Source organism: Gardnerella sp. KA00390, assembly GCF_049244075.1.
Lineage (GTDB): Bacteria > Actinomycetota > Actinomycetes > Actinomycetales > Bifidobacteriaceae > Bifidobacterium > Bifidobacterium vaginale.
Genome location: NZ_CP058372.1, coordinates 490,439 through 513,301, shown reverse-complemented (window position 1 = coordinate 513,301; position 22,863 = coordinate 490,439). Strand labels below are relative to the sequence as shown.

Here is a 22,863-nt window from a genome sequence, read left to right as displayed (position 1 = left end):
AAGATGACTGCAAGATAGTGACCACTAATATATTGGGTAAAGATTAATTACTCTTTAACCATAACGCTACGAACTATGTAAACCACCAAACCTATGAAGGCTACAATAGCGCCCATCATAAGCAAGTTTGAGTATCCTGCAGCTAATCCTTGAATATTCGCAAAGGAGAATCCTTTGAACAGATTTCCAGCAAAGAATCCGCTGAAAATAGAAATACCAATAGAAGCTGTAACGTTCATAACCAAATCGTTCATACCGCAGCCACGACCAGACTCTTCAACAGGCAATGCGCTAAGAACAGTAGAAACGATTGGCGAATACATAAGTCCGCACCCAGCGTAGTAAACGCATGCGCACAGTGTTAATGTAAGGAACCCAGAATTGATGAATACAGCAGCACCAACCCATCCAAGAATCATAAGAACAGCAGCTGTAATAATACCAGCTTTACGTCCAATGAAACCGATGATTGTTCCAGAGCAAGTGCCAAACACTGCTGCTACGACGAATGCCCATACAAGGTAAGAAGAAACCTGAGAAGTATCCATCTTGTATAAAGCACCGCCAATTACATTGTAAATTGGAGGCATGCAATAGTTAGTAAAGTAGAAGATGAATATCAAAACAATGCCCGAAAGCCAACGCTTATTCTTAAAGAATGCAGGAGTCACAAACGGGTTCTTTGCCTTCATAATGTATCCAGCGAACACAACAAACAGGACGATGGATCCAAGTAACAATCCCCAAACTTTGTAAGAGAAGAACAAAGTCAACAATGTCACAGCAATACCGAATATGGTAAAGCCGAGTTTATCAATCTTTCCACCAATACCATTCTTAGTCGGTAAGCATTTAACGAGTACTGGCAAGAACAGAATGGTTATCGCAGGAATAAGGAACAAATATTGCCAAGCAATAGAGCTAAGAGCACCAGCAGCAAATACGCCGATAGAAGCAGAAAGCTGATATGCGGCAGTAAAGAGTCCAAAGAAAATAACTTTCAAATCATTGCGCAAATACTTAGTTGCAATAACAAGGAAGGAAGAACCTGCTACCTGTTCACCAGCAGTTTGCATAATGCGAGCAATAATAACAGTCCACAAATTTGGAGTAAAGAAGAAGTTTGCAATAAAACCAAACAAGGAACCAACAAACAGTGTTACAAGACCGATTGTTATAAGTCTGCGAAGAGAAACAAAGTCACCTAGAGAACCGTATATAAAGCACACGATACCTAGAACAATAATTGGCAAGCTTGTAATAAGCGAAGCTTGATCAGGGGCACCAACAGCCTTGCCAATCTGGTCGAATACAAGATTAAATCCCTGCAAACATAATGTTCCAAGAATAAAGGTTATAAGCAACAAAATCAGCGAGTAAATCGCCACTTTGTCGCGGGTTTTTGGATCCTCGTATGGATCTACCGCAGTAGATTTTGCAATTTCAGTCATAATAATCCGATCAATAAATATTTTTAATTTTTACATTTACGCATAAAGCATGTTGTGCAACAAGAAGCGTAGAAGGTCGCAAAATGTTGCGCAACACAAACAATATGATCTCAGCCAGCGATTTTTGCCAAACCAGAAATACGCGTCATAAACTCGTTCAAGAATCGTGGAACGTCTACACCAACAGCAACTTGCATTGTCTTAACAGGGTCATTCAAGCGCGTAACATCACCGATGGTACGACCGCGAGTTGGACCTTCCACATCAACCTGCATGTTAATTGGAAGCGTTGTAACAAGCGTTGGATCAACTGCAACAGCAACAGCCAAAGGATCATGCAAACCACATCCACCAAGGTGCGGAGCAGTGGTTTCATAAGCTTTGATGTAAAAATCAGTCATATCTGCAAGGAACTTGCCAGCCTTGGTGTTAAGATCACGCCATTGCTTTGTCTCCTTGTAAGTAAGCAAAGTCTGTAAGGTAACATCCAAACCAATCATTGTCACTGGAGCACCAGAACGGAATAGAATATCTGCAGCATCTGGATCTTGGGAAATATTCGCCTCAGTCCAAGCGTTTACGTTTCCATGAATGGTGAGCGCGCCACCCATCAAAACAATCTTTCCGATTTCGTCTTTGATTTCTGGAGCTTTCTTCAATGCAGCAGCAATATTGGTCATTGGACCGGTTGGAACATACACTAAGTCCTTGCCATATTTCTTTACGGAATCAATAATGAAATCAACAGCGGATTCATCTTCTGCTTTGCGAGGAGAATCTGGAATTTCAACATCGCCAATTCCATTGTCACCATGAATAAAAGCAGATATTGGAAGCACTTCAAACGAATCTTTTGTGCTTGCGTGTGAAAGACCTTTATAAACTTTTACTTCTGGATGCCCAAGTAAATCTGTGATTGCAAGCGCGTTACGAACACCTTGCTCCATTAAAACATTACCGTATGTGCCAGTTATGCCAATAAGCTCCATTTCAGGACTTCCAAGAGCATAAGATATAGCGAGAGTATCGTCAACACCAGTATCAAGATCAAGAATCAGCTTCTTCACTTGAGTTACCTTCCTTCTTATATTTAGGCATGGCTTACAGTCGTTGTAAATCATGGGTGTAATTGAATATCTAACTTGATATTTAAGTATCACCAATTTAAAAATTTTATTATTATAATCTCGAAAAGCAATGGCATATTTAAATAGAAGCAAGAAGGCATAATGTTGCTTTAATTGTTAATATTCACGAATTTTGTTATAAAATGTTATAATTTTCAACAAACGTTAATATATATAAACATATGTTTAGATTATAGCTGTGAGCTCAGCCATAAACTAAACATATGAATACAAAAAATTAAAACGCGTGTCAACAATCACAAATAATAACATTTGAAAAATATCCAAAAATTTAGATTTGACACGCGCGAAAGCAATGCAAAAGAAAACTAAAGTCTAGGCAAATACTTCTGCAATTCAAAAGGAGTGACCTGACGACGATACTCTTCCCATTCCTGATGCTTATTACGCAAGAAATACTCAAAAGCATGCTCACCAAGTACGCTAGCCACAAAATCAGACTTCTCCATAATCTTCAAAGCCTCATCCAAAGACTCAGGAAGTGGCTGAATACCCATAGCCTGACGTTCAGCATCCGTAAGCTCCCAAACGTCATCGCTCGTAGGCTCACATAAAATCATCTGCTTTTCAATACCATCTAAACCAGCAGCCAACAAAACAGAGTATGCAAGATACGGATTCGCCACAGGGTCGAGCGCGCGAAACTCCATACGGCAAGAATTACCTTTGCCTGGCTTATATTGAGGCACACGCAAAAGCGCAGAACGGTTACTATGACCCCAGCAAACATAGCTAGGCGCTTCCGCTCCACCCCACAAGCGCTTATAAGAGTTCACATACTGATCGGTAACAGCGCAAATTTCCGCAGCATGATGCAAAATACCAGCCGCAAATTGGCGCGCAATAAGCGACATATTAAACTCTTGCCCAGCCTCGTAGAAAGCGTTGGAATCTCCTTCAAACAAGCTTAAATGCGTGTGCATACCAGAACCAGGCTGATCCGTTAAAGGCTTAGGCATAAAGCTCGCATACATTCCGCGCTCAAGAGAAATCTCCTTAACAACAGTGCGGAAAGTCATAATGTTATCTGCAGTAGTAAGAGCGTCTGCATATCTTAAGTCAATCTCGTTTTGACCAGGGCCACCTTCGTGGTGAGAATACTCAACAGAAATACCCATCTGTTCAAGCATGCTCACAGCACTACGACGAAAGTCCATTGCCGAACTTCTTGGAACATGGTCAAAATACCCACCTTCATCAATAGGAACAGGTGCTTTAGACCAATCGTCTTGCGTTTCAAATAAGTAAAACTCAATTTCTGGATGAACGTAAAAAGTAAAGCCTTTTTCTTTAGCTTTTGCGAGCGCAGTCTTAAGAACATGACGAGGGTCTCCAAGAGACGGCTCCCCGTCTGGCGTTAAAACGTCACAAAACATGCGTGCCGTACCCTCTGGGCCGCCATGCCATGGCAAAAGTTGGAAAGTCGAAGGATCTGGCTTAACAATCATGTCGTCTTCTAAAACGCGAGTCATGCCTTCAATCGCAGACCCATCAAAGCCAATACCCTCTTCAAACGCAGCTTCAAGCTCTGCTGGAGCAATAGCAACCGATTTAAGAGTTCCAAGTACATCCGTGAACCATAGTCTAATAAAACGGACATCACGCTCTTCAACCGTACGCAAAGCGAACTCTTGTTGTCTATCCATATCTACAGTCCAATCAGTATTCAAGTCTTATATTTTTCAACATGTTTTTAGAGCAAAACGCAATGACTATATTATCTCTTATATTTAGTTTTTATTTAGAAATATAGCAATGAATTTACTTACTTTTAATTTAGCGTATTTGCAAGATTAGGCTCACATTTTTTTGCCATATTTATAAAAAATCTCTTTAGCTTGCTCATCACTTAAATCATCCGTATAAGTAACCTCAATCCCAGACTCTTTAAGATCTTCAACTGTCGCATAACAAATCATAAGATCTTCCACACATCTAGCAGACATGGTAAGAACCATGGGAGGAATAGCATCCTGTACTTCTTTTTTATATTCGTAGACTTTTGCATCAATTTTATTAGCTCGATTCACCATTAAAATCGCTGGAATACCGCGAAAATACTCTGTGAATCGTTTAACAGATTTTTCTGGATTATCCTCGTCTAAATCGCATAAAACGGCGACTCCACCGTTCTCGTCACTAAAACATTTAGCTCTAATACCAGCCATTTTACAAAAAGCAGCAAGAAGCTCCCCTGGTTCCATAACAGTTAGAAACAGAGCACACTTGGCTTTTTTACCCAGCAAACCTTCCAAATCTTCTTCAAAGTTTGCTTGCTCAATTTTGTTTACAACATCATCGACAGAATCATGTTTTTGTTCATCGTTAAATTCTTTTTCAAATCCAAGTAACGCATCTTCAAGCTCTTTATCAGTAAAAGATGTGCGAACTTCTTTCGACTCTTTGGAATTAGAAGAATTATTGGAATTTTTCCCATTATTCGCAAAGTTTTTGTAGCTACTATCTTCACTCAAACCTTCATGATCTGCACACATTTTGTACCCCTAACTTATTAAACAGCTAGTTAACGCCACTTAAAAACACTTTAAGCATAATCTACGCGCTTGGCAAACAATTAGGACCAAACAATATTTTGATCTCTGCAAAAAGTGACGTATCTCGCTTAACTCTAAATCTATCTCCAAACGATAACACTTTTGCGCATCCTCTAGAATCAATCAAAGCAAGATTCATTTCGCAACAACCAGGATGTCTTGTAACAATATTTTCAAGCTCTTTTATACGTGACTTTTCTAATGCTTGCAAAGGAAGAACAATTGTAACAGGCTGAGCATCTTCCGCCTCTAAGCTTGGAACTTCAAACTCAGTTGCTCTTAAAGACACTGTTTCGTCTCGAACCTCTACCTGTCCCCTAATTCTCACAACTTGATCAATCGCAAGTTCTGCAGCAGATGACTCATAGACCTTACCAAAGAACATGCATTGTATTGAACTTTCCATGTCTTCAATAGTTACAATCGCCCAAGCATTACCTTTTTTAGATACTCGCCTGTCTACGCTAGTCACAAGGCCTGCAAGAGTTACCTGCTGATTTTCGCCCATAGTTTTAGCGCGATTTAAAAGCTGAGCAATCGACATTTCCCTAAGACCAGCCAACACAGCAGAAAGACCACTCAAAGGATGATCCGAAACGTAAAGCCCAAGCATTTCTCGCTCAAAGTTTAGCTTCGTTTTTTTATCCCATTCTTCAACATCTGGAATGTTGATTTGAGCATCTCCAAGATCACTATCGGAATCATCAAGATCAGCAAAAAGATCAAACTGACCACCTGCCTGTCTGCGCTTAATAGAAATAACAGAGTCAATTAGTGGTTCACAAATTTCAAAAATAGCTCTTCTACAAGGATTAATTGAATCGAAAGCACCAGATTTAATAAGAGATTCGACAAGTCTACGATTCAAAGCGGCAAAAGATACACGGTTTACAAAATCCTTAAAATCAATAAACTTTCCGCGATCGCTTTCTCTTTCGCTAATAATATCGTTAACGGCTTTATCACCAACATTCCTAACAGCTCCGAGTCCAAAACGAACTACATCTCCAACTGCGGAATATTCAAGAACAGACTCGTTAATATCTGGCTGCAAAACACGAATACCCATGCGTCTAGCTTCACCCAAGTAGAGCGCTGTCTTATCTTTATTCGTGCGCTCGTTTTGAAGCAATGCAGCCATAAACTCCACAGGATAATGCGTTTTCAAATACGCAGTCCAATAAGAAATCAAACCGTATGCGGCTGAATGAGCCTTGTTAAACGCGTAACCAGAAAAAGGAACCAGAACATCCCAAACAGCTTGTGCAGCTTCTTCTGAATAACCATGTTCTTTCATGCCTTTAAAGAACGGGATTTTTTCTTTAGCCAACACTTCTGGCTTCTTTTTACCCATTGCTCGACGCAAAACATCTGCTTTACCAAGACTATACCCAGCTAAAATACGCGCAGCTGACTGCACCTGCTCCTGGTAAACAATCAAACCATATGTTTCTCCAAGAACATCTTTTAGCGGCTCAGCAACTTCAGGATGGATAGGCGTTATCTCTTGTAAACCATTCTTACGCTTGGCGTAGTTAGTGTGAGAATCCATATCCATAGGACCTGGTCTATAAAGTGCAATCAAAGCCGATATATCGTTAAAGTTATCTGGCTTAAGTGTGCGCAGAAGGGCACGCATACCGTCGGAATCAAGCTGGAAGACTCCTAAAGTGTCTCCCCTAGCAAGAAGCTGATATGTTTCCTTATCGTCAAGCGGAATTTTAGTGTAGTCAATAGGCTCTTTACCATTATGCTCAACATTTTTAAGCGTATCCCTAATAACTGTTAAGTTGGAAAGACCCAAAAAGTCCATTTTCACTAAGCCCAACGTTTCGCAAGTATGATACTCGAACGTTGTTGTTATTGTTCCATCAGTACGCTCCAAAAGAGGCGAAGTATCAGTAATCGGCTCCGAACCCATGATTGTTGCGCAAGCGTGAACACCAGTTTGGCGAATCAAACCTTCAATACCTTTTGCTTCTTCAGTAATTCGCTTCGTATCTGGATCAGTGTCATACATTTCGCGAAACTCGCGCGCCTCCGCGTATCTCTTTGATTTTTCATCAAAAATATCGTGGAAACTCATATCTTTTCCGTTTTTTGGAGGAGGCAGAATTTTTGTAATTTTTTCTCCAACGGAAAACTCGTAGCCCATTATTCGAGCTGAATCCTTCAATGCTTGCTTTGTTTTAATCGTTCCATAAATCACGCATTGAGCTACTTTATCTCTTCCATATTTTTCACCGACGTATTCCAAAACTTTGGCTCTACCATCTGGGTCAAAGTCAACATCAATATCTGGTAAAGATACTCTCTCTGGGTTTAGGAATCGTTCAAAAATCAGACCATGCTTCATTGGGTCAAGCTCAGTAATTCCCATAGCATACGCAACCATTGCGCCTGCTGCAGAACCACGTCCAGGACCAACCATAACACCATGTGCTTTTGCCCAATTTATGTAGTCCGCAACAACTAGGAAGTATCCGCAGAACTGCATTTGACATATAACACCACACTCGTAGTCTGCTTGTTTTAAGACTTCCATAGGAACATTGTTGTTATATCTACGCTCTAATCCTTCTTCAACTTTTTTAAGGAATAGCGAAGTCTCATCCCAACCTTCAGGGCAATCAAATTGCGGCATAAAAGCGCCATCTTCACCATCGTCGAACATAACGTTACAACGACGGGCAATTTCTAGCGTATTGTCACAAGCCTCTGGAAACTCTTTAAACAATTCACGCATCTGCTCAGCAGATTTTAAATAGTATCCAGAGCCATCAAACTTAAAACGGTCTGGATCATCCAAGCGCGATCCTGAATTAATGCATAGCATTGCATCTTGCGCTTCGCGATCTTCTTCGTGCACGTAATGCAAATCGTTTGTAGCAAGAAGAGGCGCATTAAGACGCTTAGCAATCTCAAGCAAATCTTTAGTAACGCGCGTTTCGATAGAAAGCCCATGATTCATTAATTCTATAAAGAAATTATCGCGCCCAAAAATATCCTGAAACTCGCCTGCAGCGCGTAAAGCCTCATCAAATTGACCTAAACGAAGACGCGTTTGGATAATACCAGATGGGCATCCAGAAGACGCTATAACCCCTTTAGAATACCTTGATAACACATCTTTATCCATTCGAGGGTATCGCATTACGCGACCTTCTAAATTAGCTATAGAAGACGCTTTGAGTAGATTTGTTAAGCCTTCATCATTTTCAGCCCACATTGTCATGTGCGTAATCAAACCGCCGCCAGAAACATCGTCGCTTCTTTGCGCTTCAGTTCCCCAATGCACTCTGCTCTTGTCTTGTCTGGCTGTTTCAGGGGTCACATAAGCTTCGATTCCAATAATCGGCTTAATTCCAGCTTTTACAGCAGTACTCCACATTTCGTATGCACCATGCATATTTCCGTGATCTGTAATAGCCACAGCTGGCATACCTAATTCTTTTGCACGTGCAACTAGGTCTGGTATCTTCGAAGCACCATCCAAAAGCGAATAATGTGTGTGATTATGTAAGTGTACGAAGTTTGTTTCCAACCTAGCCATAGTGGCTATTCTATAGATGCAATATGACCTGTTTTACTAAATAACTCTACTTTTACAATTCTTGTATGGCGTGTAAAGCGTGTTGCAAATCTAACGGATACTTCGATTCAACTTTAATAAGTTCTCCCGTTCGAGGATGCTTAAATTTTAGACTCATTGCATGAAGCCACTGTCTAGAAAGCCCTAATTTTTCACTTAATTGAGGATTTGCGCCATACATAGGATCGCCCACTACCGGATGTCCTATTGACGAAAAATGCACACGAATTTGGTGTGTTCTGCCAGTTTCCAGATTGACTTTCACTAAAGTCGCTCCCTTAAAACGCTCTATAACATCCCAATGCGTAATTGCAGGCTTACCTGATTTAGTTATTGTAAAACGAAAATCTGAAACTTTTGCTCGCCCAATTGGTGCATCAATTGTAGCTTTATTTTGTTTAAGATTTCCTTGGACTAAAGCGTGATATATTTTCTTCACACTATGATTTGCGAACTGTTTTTTCATTTCTTCATACGCAAAATCTGTTTTGCAAACCAACATTAATCCGCTTGTTCCAACGTCTAATCTGCTTACGATTCCTTTTCGTGATTCATCGCACACGGTTGTTTTTATTTCAACACCGCTTGCTTCTAGACATTCTGGCACTGTTGGGCCATCCCAGCCTTTTGCTGAATGCGCTGCAACTCCAACAGGCTTATCTACTACGACAATATCTTCATCATTATAAACTATTGGAATATTGCATATAGTGGATTTGCTAGTTGACTTTTCTTTTTGATCATCAACTTCCTCTTGATTTATAACAATCACATCTCCATCTTGTAAAGTGGAGGATTTTTGTGATTTTCTATCTAAGATTTTTGCTTTGCCACTATCGATTAGCGATATTGCGTTTGCACGCGATACTCCCATAAGTTTCGACAAACATACGTCGAACCTGCATCCAGCAAATTGACTCGTAACTGTAAAACGAATATCACTCATCAGCGCGCTCTATAAGAGGAATCCCAATCAAAATAAGGCATATAACTGCAATTCCTGCAAACATAAGCTCAATATCTGCAACATTCCCAACGGACCATCCGTAGTTTATAAAATCTACGACTTTTCCGTCCAAAAAGCCTTGAGCATATTGCGCTCTATCAATAAGATTTCCAAAAGCTCCAGCAAAAGCTAAAGCAAGCGCAATAGTCCAATATAAAGATTTTGTGTGCTTAATAACCGCAATCATAGCAGCGCATGCAACGCAAGCTAACACGCTAATAACCCAAGTAAAAGAAGAGCCTAAGCCAAAAGATGCTCCAGGATTCCTAACAAGAGTAAAAGAGAGCAAATGTGGAAGAATATCAATGCTTTTTCCTCCACTAAGCGCTGCTAATGCCCAAACTTTGGTTATGCGGTCTAAAACCACTCCAATAAAAGCAATCAGTGCAAAAACGGCTGCGCGATTACGCAGCCGTTCTACACGCATATCACAATGCGTCAATGTATTTTTCCAATCTAACTGGATTTAGTATAACTACTTTTGATCCTGTTGGTCCTGATTTTCCATAGAACTGTAAGTGTTCTCATCGGAAACTTGAGCAACAAGCTGACCAAGGAAGTCAGTCAAGCGAGTACGATACTCAGTTTCAAACTGCTTGAGGCTTTGAATGTTTCCTTCAATAACCTTAGTCTGCTTTTCAAGATTCTCACGCACCTGGCGAGCGTAAGCATCTGCAGCAGTACGAGTAGTGGAATCGTAATCCGCTGCTCTATGCTGAACTTCAGACTCATATTGATCAGCCTGATCGTGAGTTTGCTTAGAATAATCATCTGCAGCCTGACGAACCTTACCAGAATAAGCATCTGCCTCGTTGTGCGCGCGAGCAGCATAAGCGTCTGCATCGCTACGAGTACGAACGGAGTAATCATCCGCATCTCCACGAGTCTGCTTATTGTATTCATCAGCCTCGCTACGAGTACGATTAGAATAATCGTCTGCCTTAGTAACGATCTCGTTATATCGAGCTTGGCTTTCTTCGACTATCTGAGTTGCCTTAGCCTTGCCCTTATCTACATACTGATCGTGCAATTGCATTGCAAGAGTCAACATTGCTGTAGCGCGTTCTGGCTCAGAACCGCCCACTTCTGCACCGGCACCTGCAATCTTCTGCAAGCTACCTGTTTCCGTGCTTGGCTCCATCTTAGCAACCTGCTCACGAAGCTGCTCTTCACGTTTATGAGATTCTTCAAGTTGACGAGACAAATCCTGAACCTTTGCATTTTCCTGCTGTGTTACAACAAGCTGTTGACGGACTTCTTCCAATTCGCGACCCAAATTCTCGCTACTTGCTCTAAAGTCATCGCGTTCGCGAGTAACGTTTTCAAGCTCTTCATGAACTTTCTTATCAGCGTCTGCCTTAGCATTATCAGCATTTGCAGCCTGTGCTGTGAGCTGATCTACCTGAGCACCTAAACCATCCAGCTGCTCTTTAAGCTGCTGATTCTGCTCGCTCAATGCACGATTATTTTCTTCAGCTTCCTTAAGCTTTGCTGCAAGATCATTGTCATTCTTGTTCGCGCTGCTGGATGCTTCACGTAAATCATTATTTTCTTTTGTTAAAGATTCAACTTGCTTTGTCAAATCAGAAATCTTATTGTTCAAGCTAGCAACATCGGCGCCAAGAGACTGCGTGGAAGCTCCAAGCCCCTGCACTGCCTGCTGACCAAGCGCTTCTATTGTTTCTGTAACCTGATCCAAAAAGTCATCAACTTCGTCAACATCATAGCCTCCCTTGAATCGAACGATTTGGAAGGTATGCTCGCGAATGTCTTTAGGCGTTAACAGAGCCATAATGCATTACACCTCACTTTTGGGCGCGCAGCCCTTTTGATATATCTATTCGATGCTATCACGTCTATAGAAAAAATTGTGTAAAAAGCGATTATTTTTTTACGAAATCTACCAAATTTTTCTAAATTAATAACTAACGTGTCGCTTCATTAAAAATCGTGATTAATAAGCATCAGTAAAGCATGTTCAAAAACATTTGCAAAACTAGTAACAAAAAGTACACTACCATAAAACTCACGTCTAAACTTATGCTACCTAATCTTGCTGGTGGTATAAATTTTCGCGCAAATCTTAAAAGTGGTTCTGTCATAAAATATATGATTTGAGTGAATTTTTGCAAAATCGCATTTGGTTTAAAAGAACGAAATATAAACGGAATCCAATCTAAAACTGCGCGAATAAACAGTATTACTAGATAAGCGTTTATAAAAATATTCAAAATTAGTATTAAGCATATTACAAAATTCATTAAGATTTTCCTTTAAATTATTTTCAATAATTTTACACAATAGCTAAGTTAATCGTAAACCAAAATATAAGTACAGAATAAGTATAAATTTAAGGCAGATACCTAAAAGATATCTGCCTTAAATACAAGTTAAGCGTAGCAATCGAATGTTCGGTTGCTTGCGACTAGTCTCATGCTATTTAGCTTTAGGAGAATAAGTCGCGAGCAGATCCGCCATTAGGAGCATCTTCAACTTTTATATTTACTTGAGAAGGGCTTAAAAGAAACACTCTAGGAGTTACTCTTTCGATAGATCCGCGAACACCAAACACAACGCCAGCAGAAAAATCAACTATGCGATATGCAACGGATTCACTAACACCCGTAAGATTCAAGACAACTGGTGTTCCATCCCTTAAAGCTCTTCCAACTAATTGCGCATCCTCATAAGATTTTGGATGAATCGTAGTAATGCGACTCATACGACCTGCATTAGATCGAGTAGAAGCACCATTACCAGATTGTGCAGCATCACCATTATGAAGGCTCATAGGAGCAACACTGTGGTCGTTGTCAAACGAAGTATCTTGTGTCTGAGAATCAGCGAAATCATCGTCGTCCTGAACATCACTCATGCCTACATAAGACATCATGTTCTTCATAAAACCAGCCATTAAGATGCCCTCCCCTAGTTATGCTTAACGCAGAAAATCAGGAATATCCAGCTCGTCTGGTTCGTCTTGAGGCTTCACTTGAGTAGCCTGTGTTTGATATTGATTAACTGGATCAACAGAATCAAACATAGAAGAAACAGGTTCAGCGGTTTTAACAGTTTCCACAGGCTTAGAAGGAGCAGCAGTAGTGGAATGAGCTGGAGCCACAGAATCGACTCCTGCCTGCATATCTACAAAAGCACCTGCTTTGCTGTCTTCAGACTTAGGATGAGAATCGAAGCCTGCTGCAATAACAGTAACACGAACCTCGTCTCCATAAGAATCGTCCAAAGAAAGACCCCAAATAATCTGTGCTTCTGGATGTATTGCCTTACGAACAAGCTCTGTTGCTGCACTTGCTTCTTGAAGCTTCAAATCACTTGGACCAGCAATATTGATCAAAGCACCATGAGCACCTTCAATGCTTTCTTCAAGCAATGGAGAGCTAATAGCAATTTCTGCAGCTTGCGTAGCTCTGTCTTCACCCTTCGCTGCACCAATACCAAATAGCGCAGTTCCTGCACCGCGAAGAACAGCGGTAACATCAGAGAAATCAACATGAATATAAGAATTCATGGTAATCAAATCTGTAATACCCTGAACGCCTGCAAGCAATGCGGTATCTGCAGTCTTAAAAGCTTCAATAATTCCGATGGTTCGATCTGAAATTTCCAACAAACGATCGTTTGGAATCACAATCAAAGCGTCGACTTCTTTACGAAGATTCTCAATACCAAGTTTTGCTGATGCAGCACGCTGAGGTCCTTCAAAACCGAATGGACGCGTAACTACTGCGATTGTCAAAGCACCTTGCTGGTGTGCAGCGCGGGCAACAATAGGGCTTGCACCCGTACCAGTTCCACCGCCTTCTCCGCAGGTTACGAACACCATATCGGCGCCCTTTAATGCTTCTTCAATGTCAGATTGATGATCTTGAGCAGCTTTAGCGCCTTTTTCTGGGTCAGCACCTGCTCCTAATCCTCGACTCGAAGCGTCAGATAATGAAATCTTCACGTCAGCATCAGAACGCAACAAATCCTTGGCATCAGTGTTAATAGCCACAAATTCTACGTTCTGCAAACCCTCGGTGATCATTCGGTTGACGGCGTTACCACCGGCTCCACCGACGCCGACTACCTTGATTATGGTTTTGTCGTTGAAATTGTCAGTCTGGGCAATCTCGCTCACCGTTGTCTCCTGTCACTCACACGCACGTTTACGCATTACTTTAGCGCAAAACGCTCGATAATGGCGGCGTTTTATGAATAAAAACTGAAAAAATGTCACCGATTCGATAATACACCGTGCTATACGCAAATCATTAATGCGTTTTATTAACAAAAGTTTAAAATATTAAGCAGTAGTTTATATTATGTTTTATATACTCAAAAACCCTAGAAAACACTAGTAAAACCTAGTAACTTGCATCCATTGGATCATCGCCAAACAACTCCTCACGCTCACTATGAGATGTTATTCGAGAATCCAACCACCCATATGGCAAATGAACTTTTTTTGCAAAACGAACTCGCCCACGCGGCGTGTCTAAAACTTGCTCAGGAAGCTTTAGCGAAGAATCTAACGCATCAATATTACGCTGGACATCCTCAATAGACTCACATTCCATAAAATTCTTACGAGTTCCACCTCCAACAGGGAACCCCTTTAAATACCAAGCAATATGCTTGCGCAAGTCATGAACAGCCATTCGCTCGTCGCCATCATAAAACTCGACTAAAAGCTCAAGATGTCTTAAAATCACCTTGCAAACTTGCCCAAGACTTGGATTAACGCGATCGTCGCTTCCATTGCAAGCAGAACGAATATCAGCAAAAATCCAAGGACGCCCCTGGCATCCGCGGCCAATAGCAACGCCTGCGCATCCTGTTTCTTTAAACATTGCAAGAGCGTCATCCGCACCCCAAATATCGCCATTACCAAAAACAGGAATATCCAAAGCATTTACAAGCTCAGCAATACGACTCCAATCAGAATGACCACCATAATATTCTGCAGTGGTACGCGCGTGCAAAGTTACAGCAGCACATCCTTCTTCTTGCGCAATATGACCAGCTTGCATAAAAGTCTCATGATTTTCGTCAATACCAACGCGGAACTTAGCTGTAACAGGAATTCCTGCTGGATCACAAACAGAAACAACACGATGCAAAATCTCCTGAAGCAAATCTGTTTTCCAAGGAAGAGCAGAACCGCCGCCGCGCCTTGTAACTTTAGGAACTGGGCATCCAAAGTTTAAGTCAACGTGATCCGCCATGTTCTCATCAACAACAATTCGAGCAGCAAGCTCTACAATAGAAGGATCTACTCCGTAAAGTTGCAAAGAACGCACTTTTTCGTTAGGCGCAAAACGGCATAAACGCAAGGCTTTAGGATTCCTTGCAACTAATGCGCGAGCTGTAATCATTTCTGCTACGTAAAGCCCGTCCGGACCATATTCGCGGCAAATCACTCGAAAAGGCCAGTTAGTAATACCAGCCATTGGAGATAAAACAACAGGAGTTGCAATATGAATTTTCCCTAAATCTACTGGTTTAATAGAAAAATCCATATTGCTTTAACTCCATTCACTTTAATATATTTTGTTTTTGTTTATTAGCGATTTTTCACTATACGAGTATTAATACAAGCCGCCAGCCTGAGCAATCTTTACAGGCTGCGATTCATCAACACCGTTTTCTTTAGAAACATCCACACCACCGTCTGCAGCGCGAGTACCAACAATCTCTACAGGACCTTGCGGATACTTAACGCGCTTTTCGTTAATGCGGCTTGCTACGTAATCTGCAACCTTGTCTAAGGAAACGCGCTCTTGTTGCATAGTGTCGCGCTCGCGGATCGTTACAGCATGATCTTCCAAAGTATCAAAATCAACTGTTACACACAAAGGAGTACCAATTTCATCCTCACGACGGTAGCGGCGACCAATAGCACCAGACTCATCGTAATCAATAACCCAATCGTGCTGGCGCAAATCCGCAGCCAAATCTTGAGCAACAGCCTGCAATTCTGGCTTCTTGCTCAAAGGCAAAACTGCAGCTTTAACAGGAGCCAAGCGAGGGTCAAGTCTAAGAACAGTACGCTTGTCGACTCCGCCCTTAGTGTTTGGAGCTTCGTCAACGTCGTAAGCATCAACCAAGAATGCCATAAGCGAGCGGGTAAGACCAGCCGCAGGCTCAATAACGTAAGGCACATACTTTTCGCCAGTAGCCTGATTAAAGTAGCTCAAATCCTCGCCAGAATGCTTAGCGTGAGCAGACAAATCGTAGTCGGTACGGTTTGCAATACCTTCAAGCTCTCCCCAGTCAGATCCTTGGAAGCCGAATTTGTATTCAATATCTACAGTGCGCTTGGAATAATGGCTTAACTTCTCTTTAGGATGCTCATACATACGCAAATTTTCAGGCTTTACGCCCAAATCAACATACCAATTTACGCGTGTATCAATCCAATATTGATGCCAAGCTTCGTCTGTTCCAGGCTCTACGAAGAACTCCATTTCCATTTGCTCAAACTCGCGAGTGCGGAAGATGAAGTTTCCAGGAGTGATTTCATTACGGAAAGACTTACCAATATTCGCAATGCCAAATGGTGGCTTTTGGCGTGTAGCAGTCATAACGTTCTTAAAGTCAACAAAAATGCCTTGAGCTGTTTCTGGGCGCAAGTAGTGCAAGCTGTTTTCGTCTTCAACTGGTCCTAAATGCGTGCGAAGCATCATGTTGAAATCGCGAGGCTCCGTCCAGTTTCCGCGAGTGCCGCAATCTGGGCAAGCAATGTCTTTCAAGCCATTTTCTGGCATTTTGTCGCCGTGCTTTTCGGCATAGGATTCTTCGAGCTTATCTGCACGATGACGCTTATGGCAATTCAAGCACTCAATCAAAGGATCATTGAACACAGAAACGTGACCAGACGCAACCCAAACTTGGGAAGGCAAAATAACAGAAGTATCCACTCCAACAACATCGCCACGCGTAGTGACCATATAACGCCACCATTCGCGCTTAATATTGTCTTTTAACGCAACGCCCAAAGGACCATAATCCCAAGCAGAACGCGTACCACCATAAATCTCGCCAGCTGGGAACACAAATCCTCGACGCTTAGCCAAGGATACGACTTCATCAAGCTTTGAAACAGCCACAATACACCTTTTTCGTAAATCTAGAAAATTTGGGTGAAAACGGTGTTTATTATAGAAAAACCCTGTGACGCTAAAGCAACATATATAAGCATCATATATAAGCTAAACGAATACAATAAAGTGTAAGCATAATTTTGCAACACATATTTTTCACTTTGAGAGGATTTAAAATGAGCGAAAACACTGATAACAATACTTGCGATACTTGCAATAACAAGAATTGCCACAAAACTAATACAGTTGCAGCATTATGCATTGCTCCTAGCGGAGTTGGCGAAGAACTTAGCGAATACGTAGCAGATTGCGTTAAAGTGATTCGTGATTCTGGATTAAAAAACGAAACGAACGCAATGTTTACAAATATCGAAGGCGAATTCGACGATGTTATGCGCGTTGTAAAAGACGCAACTATGGTTCTTGTTGAAAAAGGCTATCGCACAGGCGTTATTTTAAAGTTAGACATTCGTCCTGGTTTTAGCGATCAAATCGACGCAAAAGCTGCTCTTGTAGACAAGATTCTCGAAGAACGAAATAAAGAAAAATAAAACTAAAATCAAATAATCTCAAAACTCAACAAAGCTATAATAAAACAAAAGAAAGCAGGAATTTATGCTGCAACTTACGGCAGTTCAGAAGATATTATCCGCTTTAGATGAAACCCAATCAGAACGAGAAAGACAATACAAATACTTTCATCAACATCCTGAACTGTCAATGAAAGAAGATCATACAGCTCAAACAATTATTGATATTCTTAGCAAGGCTGGGATTGAAACAAAGCGAGTTGGCAAGACAGGCGTTGTGGCAGAGATTAAAAACGGCGAAGGTCCTGTTGTTGCTATGAGAGCGGATATTGATGCGCTTCCAATTAAAGAAAATTCAGGGAAAGATTATACTTCAACAGTTAGCACGCAAGACGAAAATGGCAAAACGGTTGGAGTTTCACACGCTTGCGGTCACGATTTTCATATTTCCAGCCTACTTGGCGCCTTGAAGGCTTTTAACAAGCATAAAGATGCTTGGAGAGGAACGTACATTGGCGTTTTTCAGCCTGGAGAAGAAACAGCTCAAGGCGCAAAATACTTGGTGGAAAATGGCATTACGAGCATGATTGCAAAGCCTGACGTTTACCTTGGTCAGCATGTGTTGGGTGCTATTCCTGCAGGAACAGTCGGTATTCGTTCGGGCGCGTTCTTAACTACTGCAGCTTCGATTCGCGTGCACATTTTTGGTAAAGGTTCACATGGTTCTATGCCAGAATTAAGCGTTGACCCTGTGGTTTTAGCTTCGTCTATTGTGTTGAAATTGCAGACGATTGTTTCTCGCGAACTTGCAGCTAAAGATTACGCAATTGTTACAGTTGGTGCGCTTAATGCAGGAAGTAAGTCGAATATTATTCCTGATGATGCCGAGCTTTTAATTAACACAAGAACTTATAGCGAAGATACTCAAAAATTTGTATACAATGCTATTGAACGAATTGTGCGTGGAGAGTGCGAGCTTGCAAGATGTCCTAAGAAACCAGAATTTACATACTATGACCGCTATCCGCTTACGAATAATGATAAGAATGCGTCTTTGCGCGTGCGTAAAGCTTTTGATGAATACTTTGGAGAAGACTCTGTAAATATTTCGCGCGCTTCTGCTTCGGAAGATTTTTCTATAGTCGCGAACGCTTTCAATACACCTTACGCATACTGGGGATTAGGTGGATTTGAAGACATGAAAAATGCTCCTGGAAATCACAATCCAGCTTTTGCTCCAGATTTGCAACCAACTCTAAATCGTGGACTTGAATCAGCTGTTATAGCAGCTTGCGCTTGGCTAGCTTGCGACTAATAAATTAATTCTACTAACAGATAAGTTTAAGCGTTTTTTACGCCACCAAATCTGCGGTCGCGATGCGCATAACGGTCAATTGACCTCCACAGCGCTTCGCGACCATAATCTGGGAAAAGTTCTGGCACAAAATCAAGCTCAGCATAAGACGCTTGCCAAGGCAAAAAGTTGCTAGTGCGCTGCTCTCCCGAAGTGCGAATCACAAGATCGCAATCTGGAATATCTGGGTTATACAAGTGTTCAGCAATCATCTTCTCACTAATGCGATCACCCTTAATTTTGCCGCTTTTAACTTCCCTAGCAATTGCCGCGCAAGCGTCTGCGATTTCCGCGCGACCACCATAGTTTAAGCAAAAAACAACGTCAATCGTAGTGTTATTTTTCGTTATCTCTTGAGCTTTTTCCAACTCGTCAATAACAGACTTCCACAATTTTGGCCGTCTTCCGGCCCAGCGCACGCGCACTCCCCACTCGTTCATTTGCGCAACCCTGCGGTGAATAATATCTCTAGAAAATCCCATCAAAAAATGCACTTCTTGAGGAGATCTCTTCCAATTTTCCGTAGAAAACGTGTACAAGCTCAAGTAGCGAACACCTGCTTCTATGGCTCCTGCAATAGTGTCGAAAACCACTGGCTCCGCCGCTTTATGCCCTTCGGTGCGAATCATTCCGCGCTCTTTAGCCCATCTGCCATTGCCATCCATAATCACGCCTACATGGCGAGGAACTTTACCTTTAGGAAAATCTGGCACGCGGCTAGGATCACTAAATGGAGCTGCTGGAATATTTAACGAAGTGTAGTCAACGTTTTCAAAACTCATAGTTAAAATCTAACAACCCCATTGAACGAATACTTAAACCCGTTTTGCAAAGCTTAATAAAAGCCAGCTAAATCAGATAAAAAAATCCGCCAAAATCCTCTATATTTATATTTCTCGCAAAATCTCTATTAAAGCGTTTAAATATTGCTCTCCGTAACTAGATTTATACCATCTAGCGTGCTCTAAGAACCCAGTATCGTAACCCCAAATTTTAAAGTCGTAAGATCCATTTGACTTTAAATAATAGTCTACAAATTCTACGCATTGCTCAATTTGACTTACGCTAAGAACAAACGGAAGCAACTCTTTTTCAACATCTGTTAATGGCCGAACGCTAGCATATCCTTGCAAAATTGACTTAACTAAATCCGTTCTAAATGAATCTTTTTTGCCATTCGCAATATCTACCCACTGAATTGTGTTGCGTTCCAAAGTCATTGCTAAATCGTAGATTGCTGTGTTTTTATACGCCATTCCAAAGTCAAATACTGCGCTTGGAGCGCTACCTTCCCACATAAAATTAGATATATGCGGATCGCCATGAGTCCACTGCTTTTTTACATTCGCGTACCCCAAATCGTAAATTTTTTTGCATGTTGGAGCAAATTCGCTTAAATCTTTTACAAAATCACGATTCTGCTCTTTTAAGAATTCCGCTAAATCGGGTCTATTTTTTAACCAAACTTCTGCAGCATTTTGCACGTCTTTGCTTGCACAAAGACTAAATCTTGATTGAAAAGCGTTGATTTCCTTAGGATTTGGCTCGTCAAAACTTTGTGAAGCTAAGGCGATTTTTGCCATCATTGCTCCAAGATTTTTGGCTTCTTCACACGTTTTAGGCGGATCCCAAGTGTACGCGTCTTTGTATCTATCTTCTCCGCTAGCTTTTAAGGTCACTTCGTAAGCGCAATCGCCTATTACAAGAAGAGTGCCGTCTACGTAAATATCGTCTATTTGAACATTTTTTCCTAATAATTCTGATAATGAAGTCTCGCTATTTTTATTAAAATACAAGTATTTTGGCGTGCTTATTCTATTTTTTAAAAGATGCTCCGCAAAACGATGATACGGCCTAATTGTACTCGCTTGCCTCACTTTTGTGCTGCATCTTTTAATATAAACGTCCAAACTTTTAGATTGCTTTGACGAATCATCTTTGTAATGTGCACGAAGCAATGAACCTGCAGCCATTGGACGCAAACTATGGTTTAAAACGCAATCTGCTTCTAGCGGATCCTCTAAAAGAGAACACACCATATTTGCCTCATCTAAATCAACATTTGCCCATCTTTGAGCAACAATATCTAGTTGAGGGTCGTTGCTTTCGTTTTCCATATTCGCTCCAATTTACAGATATTTGGTTACAGGCTCATTGATTTTCGCGCATTTTTTTGCAGAATTATTTGACGCCAACTAGCTCATGTGCGGCTGCTGGCGACTTTGCTTATGCAAAACTAACGACTATTCTGGCAAATACTCGTTTGTTACGCACCCGTTTTCTAAACTTTTTAGCGCGCAATCAAGAGGCACGCTTAAGTGGCCATTTTCACCCATCCAACGAGTGTAGTTTTCCACCAAAGCCATGTCTGCCGTGCCCCAACGACCATTCTTGTCGTACCAAGACGGAATCACTTCGTCTAGCGAGGCACGCAAAGCCTCTGGGCTAATATGGCAAAGCGCATTCTGCAAAGCATCAACACCAGCCTGAGGGTCTTTTCCTGCCATCTCATAGCCCTTAACTGTTGCGCTTGCAAAGTTACGTATTAATTGCGGATTTCGCTCAATCATCTCTTGGCGAGCGCAAACATAGTAAGAATGATGCGGCGCTACGCCAATAGAATCGAATGGAAGAACAACAACTTGATCAAATGGAAGCGAACCCTGGTATGGCTCCCACCAAGCTACGTTAATAAAAGCATCGCACATTCCGCGTTCTACGGCTCGAATGTCTGGCTCCCATGGGCCTGGGTCAATTGTAATCAGCTTGCTAAAATCGCCGCCGTCGGCAGCAACCGCCTGCTGAAGCTCCGTGTATAGGCGCTTAACGCCCATAGGAATTACTACGCGCTTTCCTTCTAGATCTTTAAATCGCGTAATGCCCGTGTTTTTATTTGTTATGATTCCACCAATTTGCGATTGATTCATTACAGCAAACGACGTTAGCCTGTTTGCACCATTTTGATGAGCCAAAAGTTGATTTAAACGAACAAGAGCTATATCTACTTCTCCACGCTCCAAACATGCTGGAACATCGCCGCGCTCTGTATCTGTGCTTGTAAACTCTACATCTAATCCGTATTGTGCATACAATCCGCGCTTTCTTGCAAGATACATACCTGCGTGATTCGTCCATGGATGCACATATTCAAGACGTACTCTTAGCATATTAACTCCTTTGTTTTATAGTGATTTGTGATTTTATTATTTGTGATTTTATTTTGACTTTTATTTGCAACTTAACTTGCGATTTAACTTGCGATTTAACTTGCGACTTTACAAAAATGGGCGAGGTAATTAATCCCCGCCCACAAATCAAATTTATAAGTTGATTTTACTTGTAATCTTACCCGTAAAATCAGGCGCGCACTTCTTTGCCAGAAGCAAAGCGGCTCAATGCGCCAGTGGCAGCAATACCCTTATACAAGTACCACATCAAAACGCCACCGATTACAGCACCAGAAATCATGCTGCAAATAGTGTGAATCACCATGAATGAACCAAAGATTGGAACACCTGCATAGTAGAACGGGTAGGTTGAAACGATTCCACCCAAACCAGCTAATGCGCCAGAAAGTGCGCTTAAGCCAACATTCCACTTGCGATACATGAAGAACAAGAATGCAAATTCAGCGAACAAGCCCTGAACAAATCCAGGAAGAACGGTACCGATACCACCCCAGTGGCTTCCAACAGTCAACTCAACCATTGCAGCAATAAACTCACCGAACAATGCTGCACCTGGCTTGCGAACCATAATAGCAGCCAAAGGACCAGCAAAATAGAACAAACCGTAGTACAATGCGCTGACTCCTGGAACTGGAATAAGCTTAAGAGCAGCAGAAATAGGCTCGCTAATCAAACCGATACCCCAGAAGATAATACCAGAAGCTACAGCTACAACAACCGTGAGCGTAATATCAGCTACATTCCATCGCAAAGATGGACGCACGGTTTCTTCTTCAACAGATGCACCCATTAGGGTCTCCTTTCATTATCAGTTATCAAACAAAGGCGACCCTGCAGAAAACTCCGTACGTCGGCATTAACCGAATCACGTTAAACGGTTAGACAGTAATCTTCTCAGCTCTTTGAAAGAGCACCCGTGTCTGATATCAATCA

At 41.6% G+C, this 22,863-nt stretch carries 19 protein-coding genes and 1 riboswitch; of the genes, 2 read left to right on the top strand and 17 right to left on the bottom strand.

From position 1 onward, the window contains the following. Positions 1-47: 47 nt before the first annotated feature. From HXT53_RS01910 to HXT53_RS01850, 13 genes are all read right to left on the bottom strand, one after another. Positions 48-1,451: an MFS transporter gene (locus HXT53_RS01910; protein ID WP_004112416.1), complete on the bottom strand. Its 1,404-nt coding sequence runs from the start codon at positions 1,449-1,451 to the stop codon at positions 48-50. 110 nt (positions 1,452-1,561) lie between these two features. Then, positions 1,562-2,518 carry a nucleoside hydrolase gene (locus HXT53_RS01905; protein WP_004112414.1) on the bottom strand — a complete coding sequence of 319 codons (957 nt, stop codon included), beginning with the start codon at positions 2,516-2,518 and terminating at the stop codon, positions 1,562-1,564. A gap of 389 nt (positions 2,519-2,907) precedes the next feature. Then, a complete protein-coding gene (gene glnA, locus HXT53_RS01900) occupies positions 2,908-4,245 on the bottom strand; it encodes a type I glutamate--ammonia ligase (RefSeq protein WP_004112411.1) in 1,338 nt (445 codons plus the stop codon). A 153-nt stretch (positions 4,246-4,398) separates the two neighbouring features. Then, positions 4,399-5,094, bottom strand: coding sequence for a hypothetical protein (locus tag HXT53_RS01895; RefSeq protein ID WP_004112409.1), 696 nt, complete (start codon positions 5,092-5,094; stop codon positions 4,399-4,401). Between the two features lie 61 nt (positions 5,095-5,155). After that, positions 5,156-8,707: a DNA polymerase III subunit alpha gene (gene dnaE / locus HXT53_RS01890; RefSeq protein WP_004115626.1), complete on the bottom strand. Its 3,552-nt coding sequence runs from the start codon at positions 8,705-8,707 to the stop codon at positions 5,156-5,158. 52 nt (positions 8,708-8,759) lie between these two features. Beyond that, positions 8,760-9,692, bottom strand: a complete 933-nt coding sequence (locus tag HXT53_RS01885; protein WP_004112404.1) for an RluA family pseudouridine synthase — start codon at positions 9,690-9,692, stop codon at positions 8,760-8,762. Then, a complete protein-coding gene (locus tag HXT53_RS01880; protein WP_004112401.1) occupies positions 9,685-10,179 on the bottom strand; it encodes a signal peptidase II in 495 nt (164 codons plus the stop codon). The genes HXT53_RS01885 and HXT53_RS01880 overlap by 8 nt, the downstream gene beginning before the upstream one ends. Before the next feature lie 48 nt (positions 10,180-10,227). Continuing rightward, on the bottom strand, positions 10,228-11,544 hold the full coding sequence (locus tag HXT53_RS01875) for a DivIVA domain-containing protein (protein ID WP_004112400.1): 1,317 nt from the start codon (positions 11,542-11,544) through the stop codon (positions 10,228-10,230). A gap of 172 nt (positions 11,545-11,716) precedes the next feature. Further along, positions 11,717-12,013 carry a YggT family protein gene (locus HXT53_RS01870; protein ID WP_421780510.1) on the bottom strand — a complete coding sequence of 99 codons (297 nt, stop codon included), beginning with the start codon at positions 12,011-12,013 and terminating at the stop codon, positions 11,717-11,719. 185 nt (positions 12,014-12,198) lie between these two features. Further along, positions 12,199-12,666, bottom strand: a complete 468-nt coding sequence (locus tag HXT53_RS01865) for a cell division protein SepF (RefSeq protein WP_004122172.1) — start codon at positions 12,664-12,666, stop codon at positions 12,199-12,201. Positions 12,667-12,690: 24 nt separating this feature from the next. Beyond that, positions 12,691-13,893: a cell division protein FtsZ gene (gene ftsZ, locus HXT53_RS01860; protein WP_421780507.1), complete on the bottom strand. Its 1,203-nt coding sequence runs from the start codon at positions 13,891-13,893 to the stop codon at positions 12,691-12,693. A gap of 226 nt (positions 13,894-14,119) precedes the next feature. Further along, on the bottom strand, positions 14,120-15,274 hold the full coding sequence (dusB, locus tag HXT53_RS01855) for a tRNA dihydrouridine synthase DusB (protein WP_009993550.1): 1,155 nt from the start codon (positions 15,272-15,274) through the stop codon (positions 14,120-14,122). Positions 15,275-15,343: 69 nt separating this feature from the next. Further along, positions 15,344-16,864, bottom strand: coding sequence for a glycine--tRNA ligase (locus HXT53_RS01850; protein ID WP_009993551.1), 1,521 nt, complete (start codon positions 16,862-16,864; stop codon positions 15,344-15,346). Positions 16,865-17,034: 170 nt separating this feature from the next. On the opposite strand from HXT53_RS01850, the gene HXT53_RS01845 reads away from it, so the two are divergent. Next, positions 17,035-17,409, top strand: a complete 375-nt coding sequence (locus HXT53_RS01845; protein WP_004112383.1) for an MTH1187 family thiamine-binding protein — start codon at positions 17,035-17,037, stop codon at positions 17,407-17,409. Positions 17,410-17,473: 64 nt separating this feature from the next. Further along, positions 17,474-18,703, top strand: a complete 1,230-nt coding sequence (locus tag HXT53_RS01840; protein WP_174142746.1) for a M20 family metallopeptidase — start codon at positions 17,474-17,476, stop codon at positions 18,701-18,703. Positions 18,704-18,729: 26 nt separating this feature from the next. Here HXT53_RS01840 and HXT53_RS01835 read toward each other — a convergent pair whose 3' ends face one another. The 4 genes from HXT53_RS01835 to HXT53_RS01820 all read right to left on the bottom strand — a co-directional run bounded on the left by HXT53_RS01835 (position 18,730) and on the right by HXT53_RS01820 (position 22,720). Continuing rightward, the gene (locus HXT53_RS01835; RefSeq protein ID WP_004112377.1) at positions 18,730-19,524 is read right to left on the bottom strand and encodes an isoprenyl transferase; all 795 of its coding nucleotides are present in this window, start codon (positions 19,522-19,524) and stop codon (positions 18,730-18,732) included. Between the two features lie 105 nt (positions 19,525-19,629). Further along, positions 19,630-20,859: a phosphotransferase enzyme family protein gene (locus tag HXT53_RS01830; RefSeq protein ID WP_174142745.1), complete on the bottom strand. Its 1,230-nt coding sequence runs from the start codon at positions 20,857-20,859 to the stop codon at positions 19,630-19,632. A 126-nt stretch (positions 20,860-20,985) separates the two neighbouring features. Beyond that, on the bottom strand, positions 20,986-21,909 hold the full coding sequence (locus HXT53_RS01825) for an ABC transporter substrate-binding protein (RefSeq protein WP_009993809.1): 924 nt from the start codon (positions 21,907-21,909) through the stop codon (positions 20,986-20,988). 190 nt (positions 21,910-22,099) lie between these two features. After that, the gene (locus HXT53_RS01820) at positions 22,100-22,720 is read right to left on the bottom strand and encodes an ECF transporter S component (protein ID WP_004112368.1); all 621 of its coding nucleotides are present in this window, start codon (positions 22,718-22,720) and stop codon (positions 22,100-22,102) included. 35 nt (positions 22,721-22,755) lie between these two features. After that, a riboswitch (TPP riboswitch) is annotated at positions 22,756-22,858 on the bottom strand. Between the last annotated feature and the right edge of the window lie 5 nt (positions 22,859-22,863).

Excerpts from the sequence above, each read along its gene's own strand:
- HXT53_RS01845 (WP_004112383.1), top strand. The coding sequence starts at position 17,035 with ATGAGCGAAAACACTGATAACAATACTTGCGATACTTGCAATAACAAG.
- HXT53_RS01835 (WP_004112377.1), bottom strand. The coding sequence starts at position 19,524 with ATGAGTTTTGAAAACGTTGACTACACTTCGTTAAATATTCCAGCAGCT.
- HXT53_RS01880 (WP_004112401.1), bottom strand. The coding sequence starts at position 10,179 with ATGCGTGTAGAACGGCTGCGTAATCGCGCAGCCGTTTTTGCACTGATT.
- HXT53_RS01870 (WP_421780510.1), bottom strand. The coding sequence starts at position 12,013 with ATGAATTTTGTAATATGCTTAATACTAATTTTGAATATTTTTATAAAC.
- HXT53_RS01840 (WP_174142746.1), top strand. The coding sequence starts at position 17,474 with ATGCTGCAACTTACGGCAGTTCAGAAGATATTATCCGCTTTAGATGAA.
- dusB (WP_009993550.1), bottom strand. The coding sequence starts at position 15,274 with ATGGATTTTTCTATTAAACCAGTAGATTTAGGGAAAATTCATATTGCA.
- HXT53_RS01830 (WP_174142745.1), bottom strand. The coding sequence starts at position 20,859 with ATGGAAAACGAAAGCAACGACCCTCAACTAGATATTGTTGCTCAAAGA.
- HXT53_RS01820 (WP_004112368.1), bottom strand. The coding sequence starts at position 22,720 with ATGGGTGCATCTGTTGAAGAAGAAACCGTGCGTCCATCTTTGCGATGG.
- HXT53_RS01910 (WP_004112416.1), bottom strand. The coding sequence starts at position 1,451 with ATGACTGAAATTGCAAAATCTACTGCGGTAGATCCATACGAGGATCCA.
- dnaE (WP_004115626.1), bottom strand. The coding sequence starts at position 8,707 with ATGGCTAGGTTGGAAACAAACTTCGTACACTTACATAATCACACACAT.
- glnA (WP_004112411.1), bottom strand. The coding sequence starts at position 4,245 with ATGGATAGACAACAAGAGTTCGCTTTGCGTACGGTTGAAGAGCGTGAT.
- HXT53_RS01895 (WP_004112409.1), bottom strand. The coding sequence starts at position 5,094 with ATGTGTGCAGATCATGAAGGTTTGAGTGAAGATAGTAGCTACAAAAAC.
- HXT53_RS01885 (WP_004112404.1), bottom strand. The coding sequence starts at position 9,692 with ATGAGTGATATTCGTTTTACAGTTACGAGTCAATTTGCTGGATGCAGG.
- HXT53_RS01865 (WP_004122172.1), bottom strand. The coding sequence starts at position 12,666 with ATGGCTGGTTTTATGAAGAACATGATGTCTTATGTAGGCATGAGTGAT.
- HXT53_RS01875 (WP_004112400.1), bottom strand. The coding sequence starts at position 11,544 with ATGGCTCTGTTAACGCCTAAAGACATTCGCGAGCATACCTTCCAAATC.
- HXT53_RS01825 (WP_009993809.1), bottom strand. The coding sequence starts at position 21,909 with ATGCTAAGAGTACGTCTTGAATATGTGCATCCATGGACGAATCACGCA.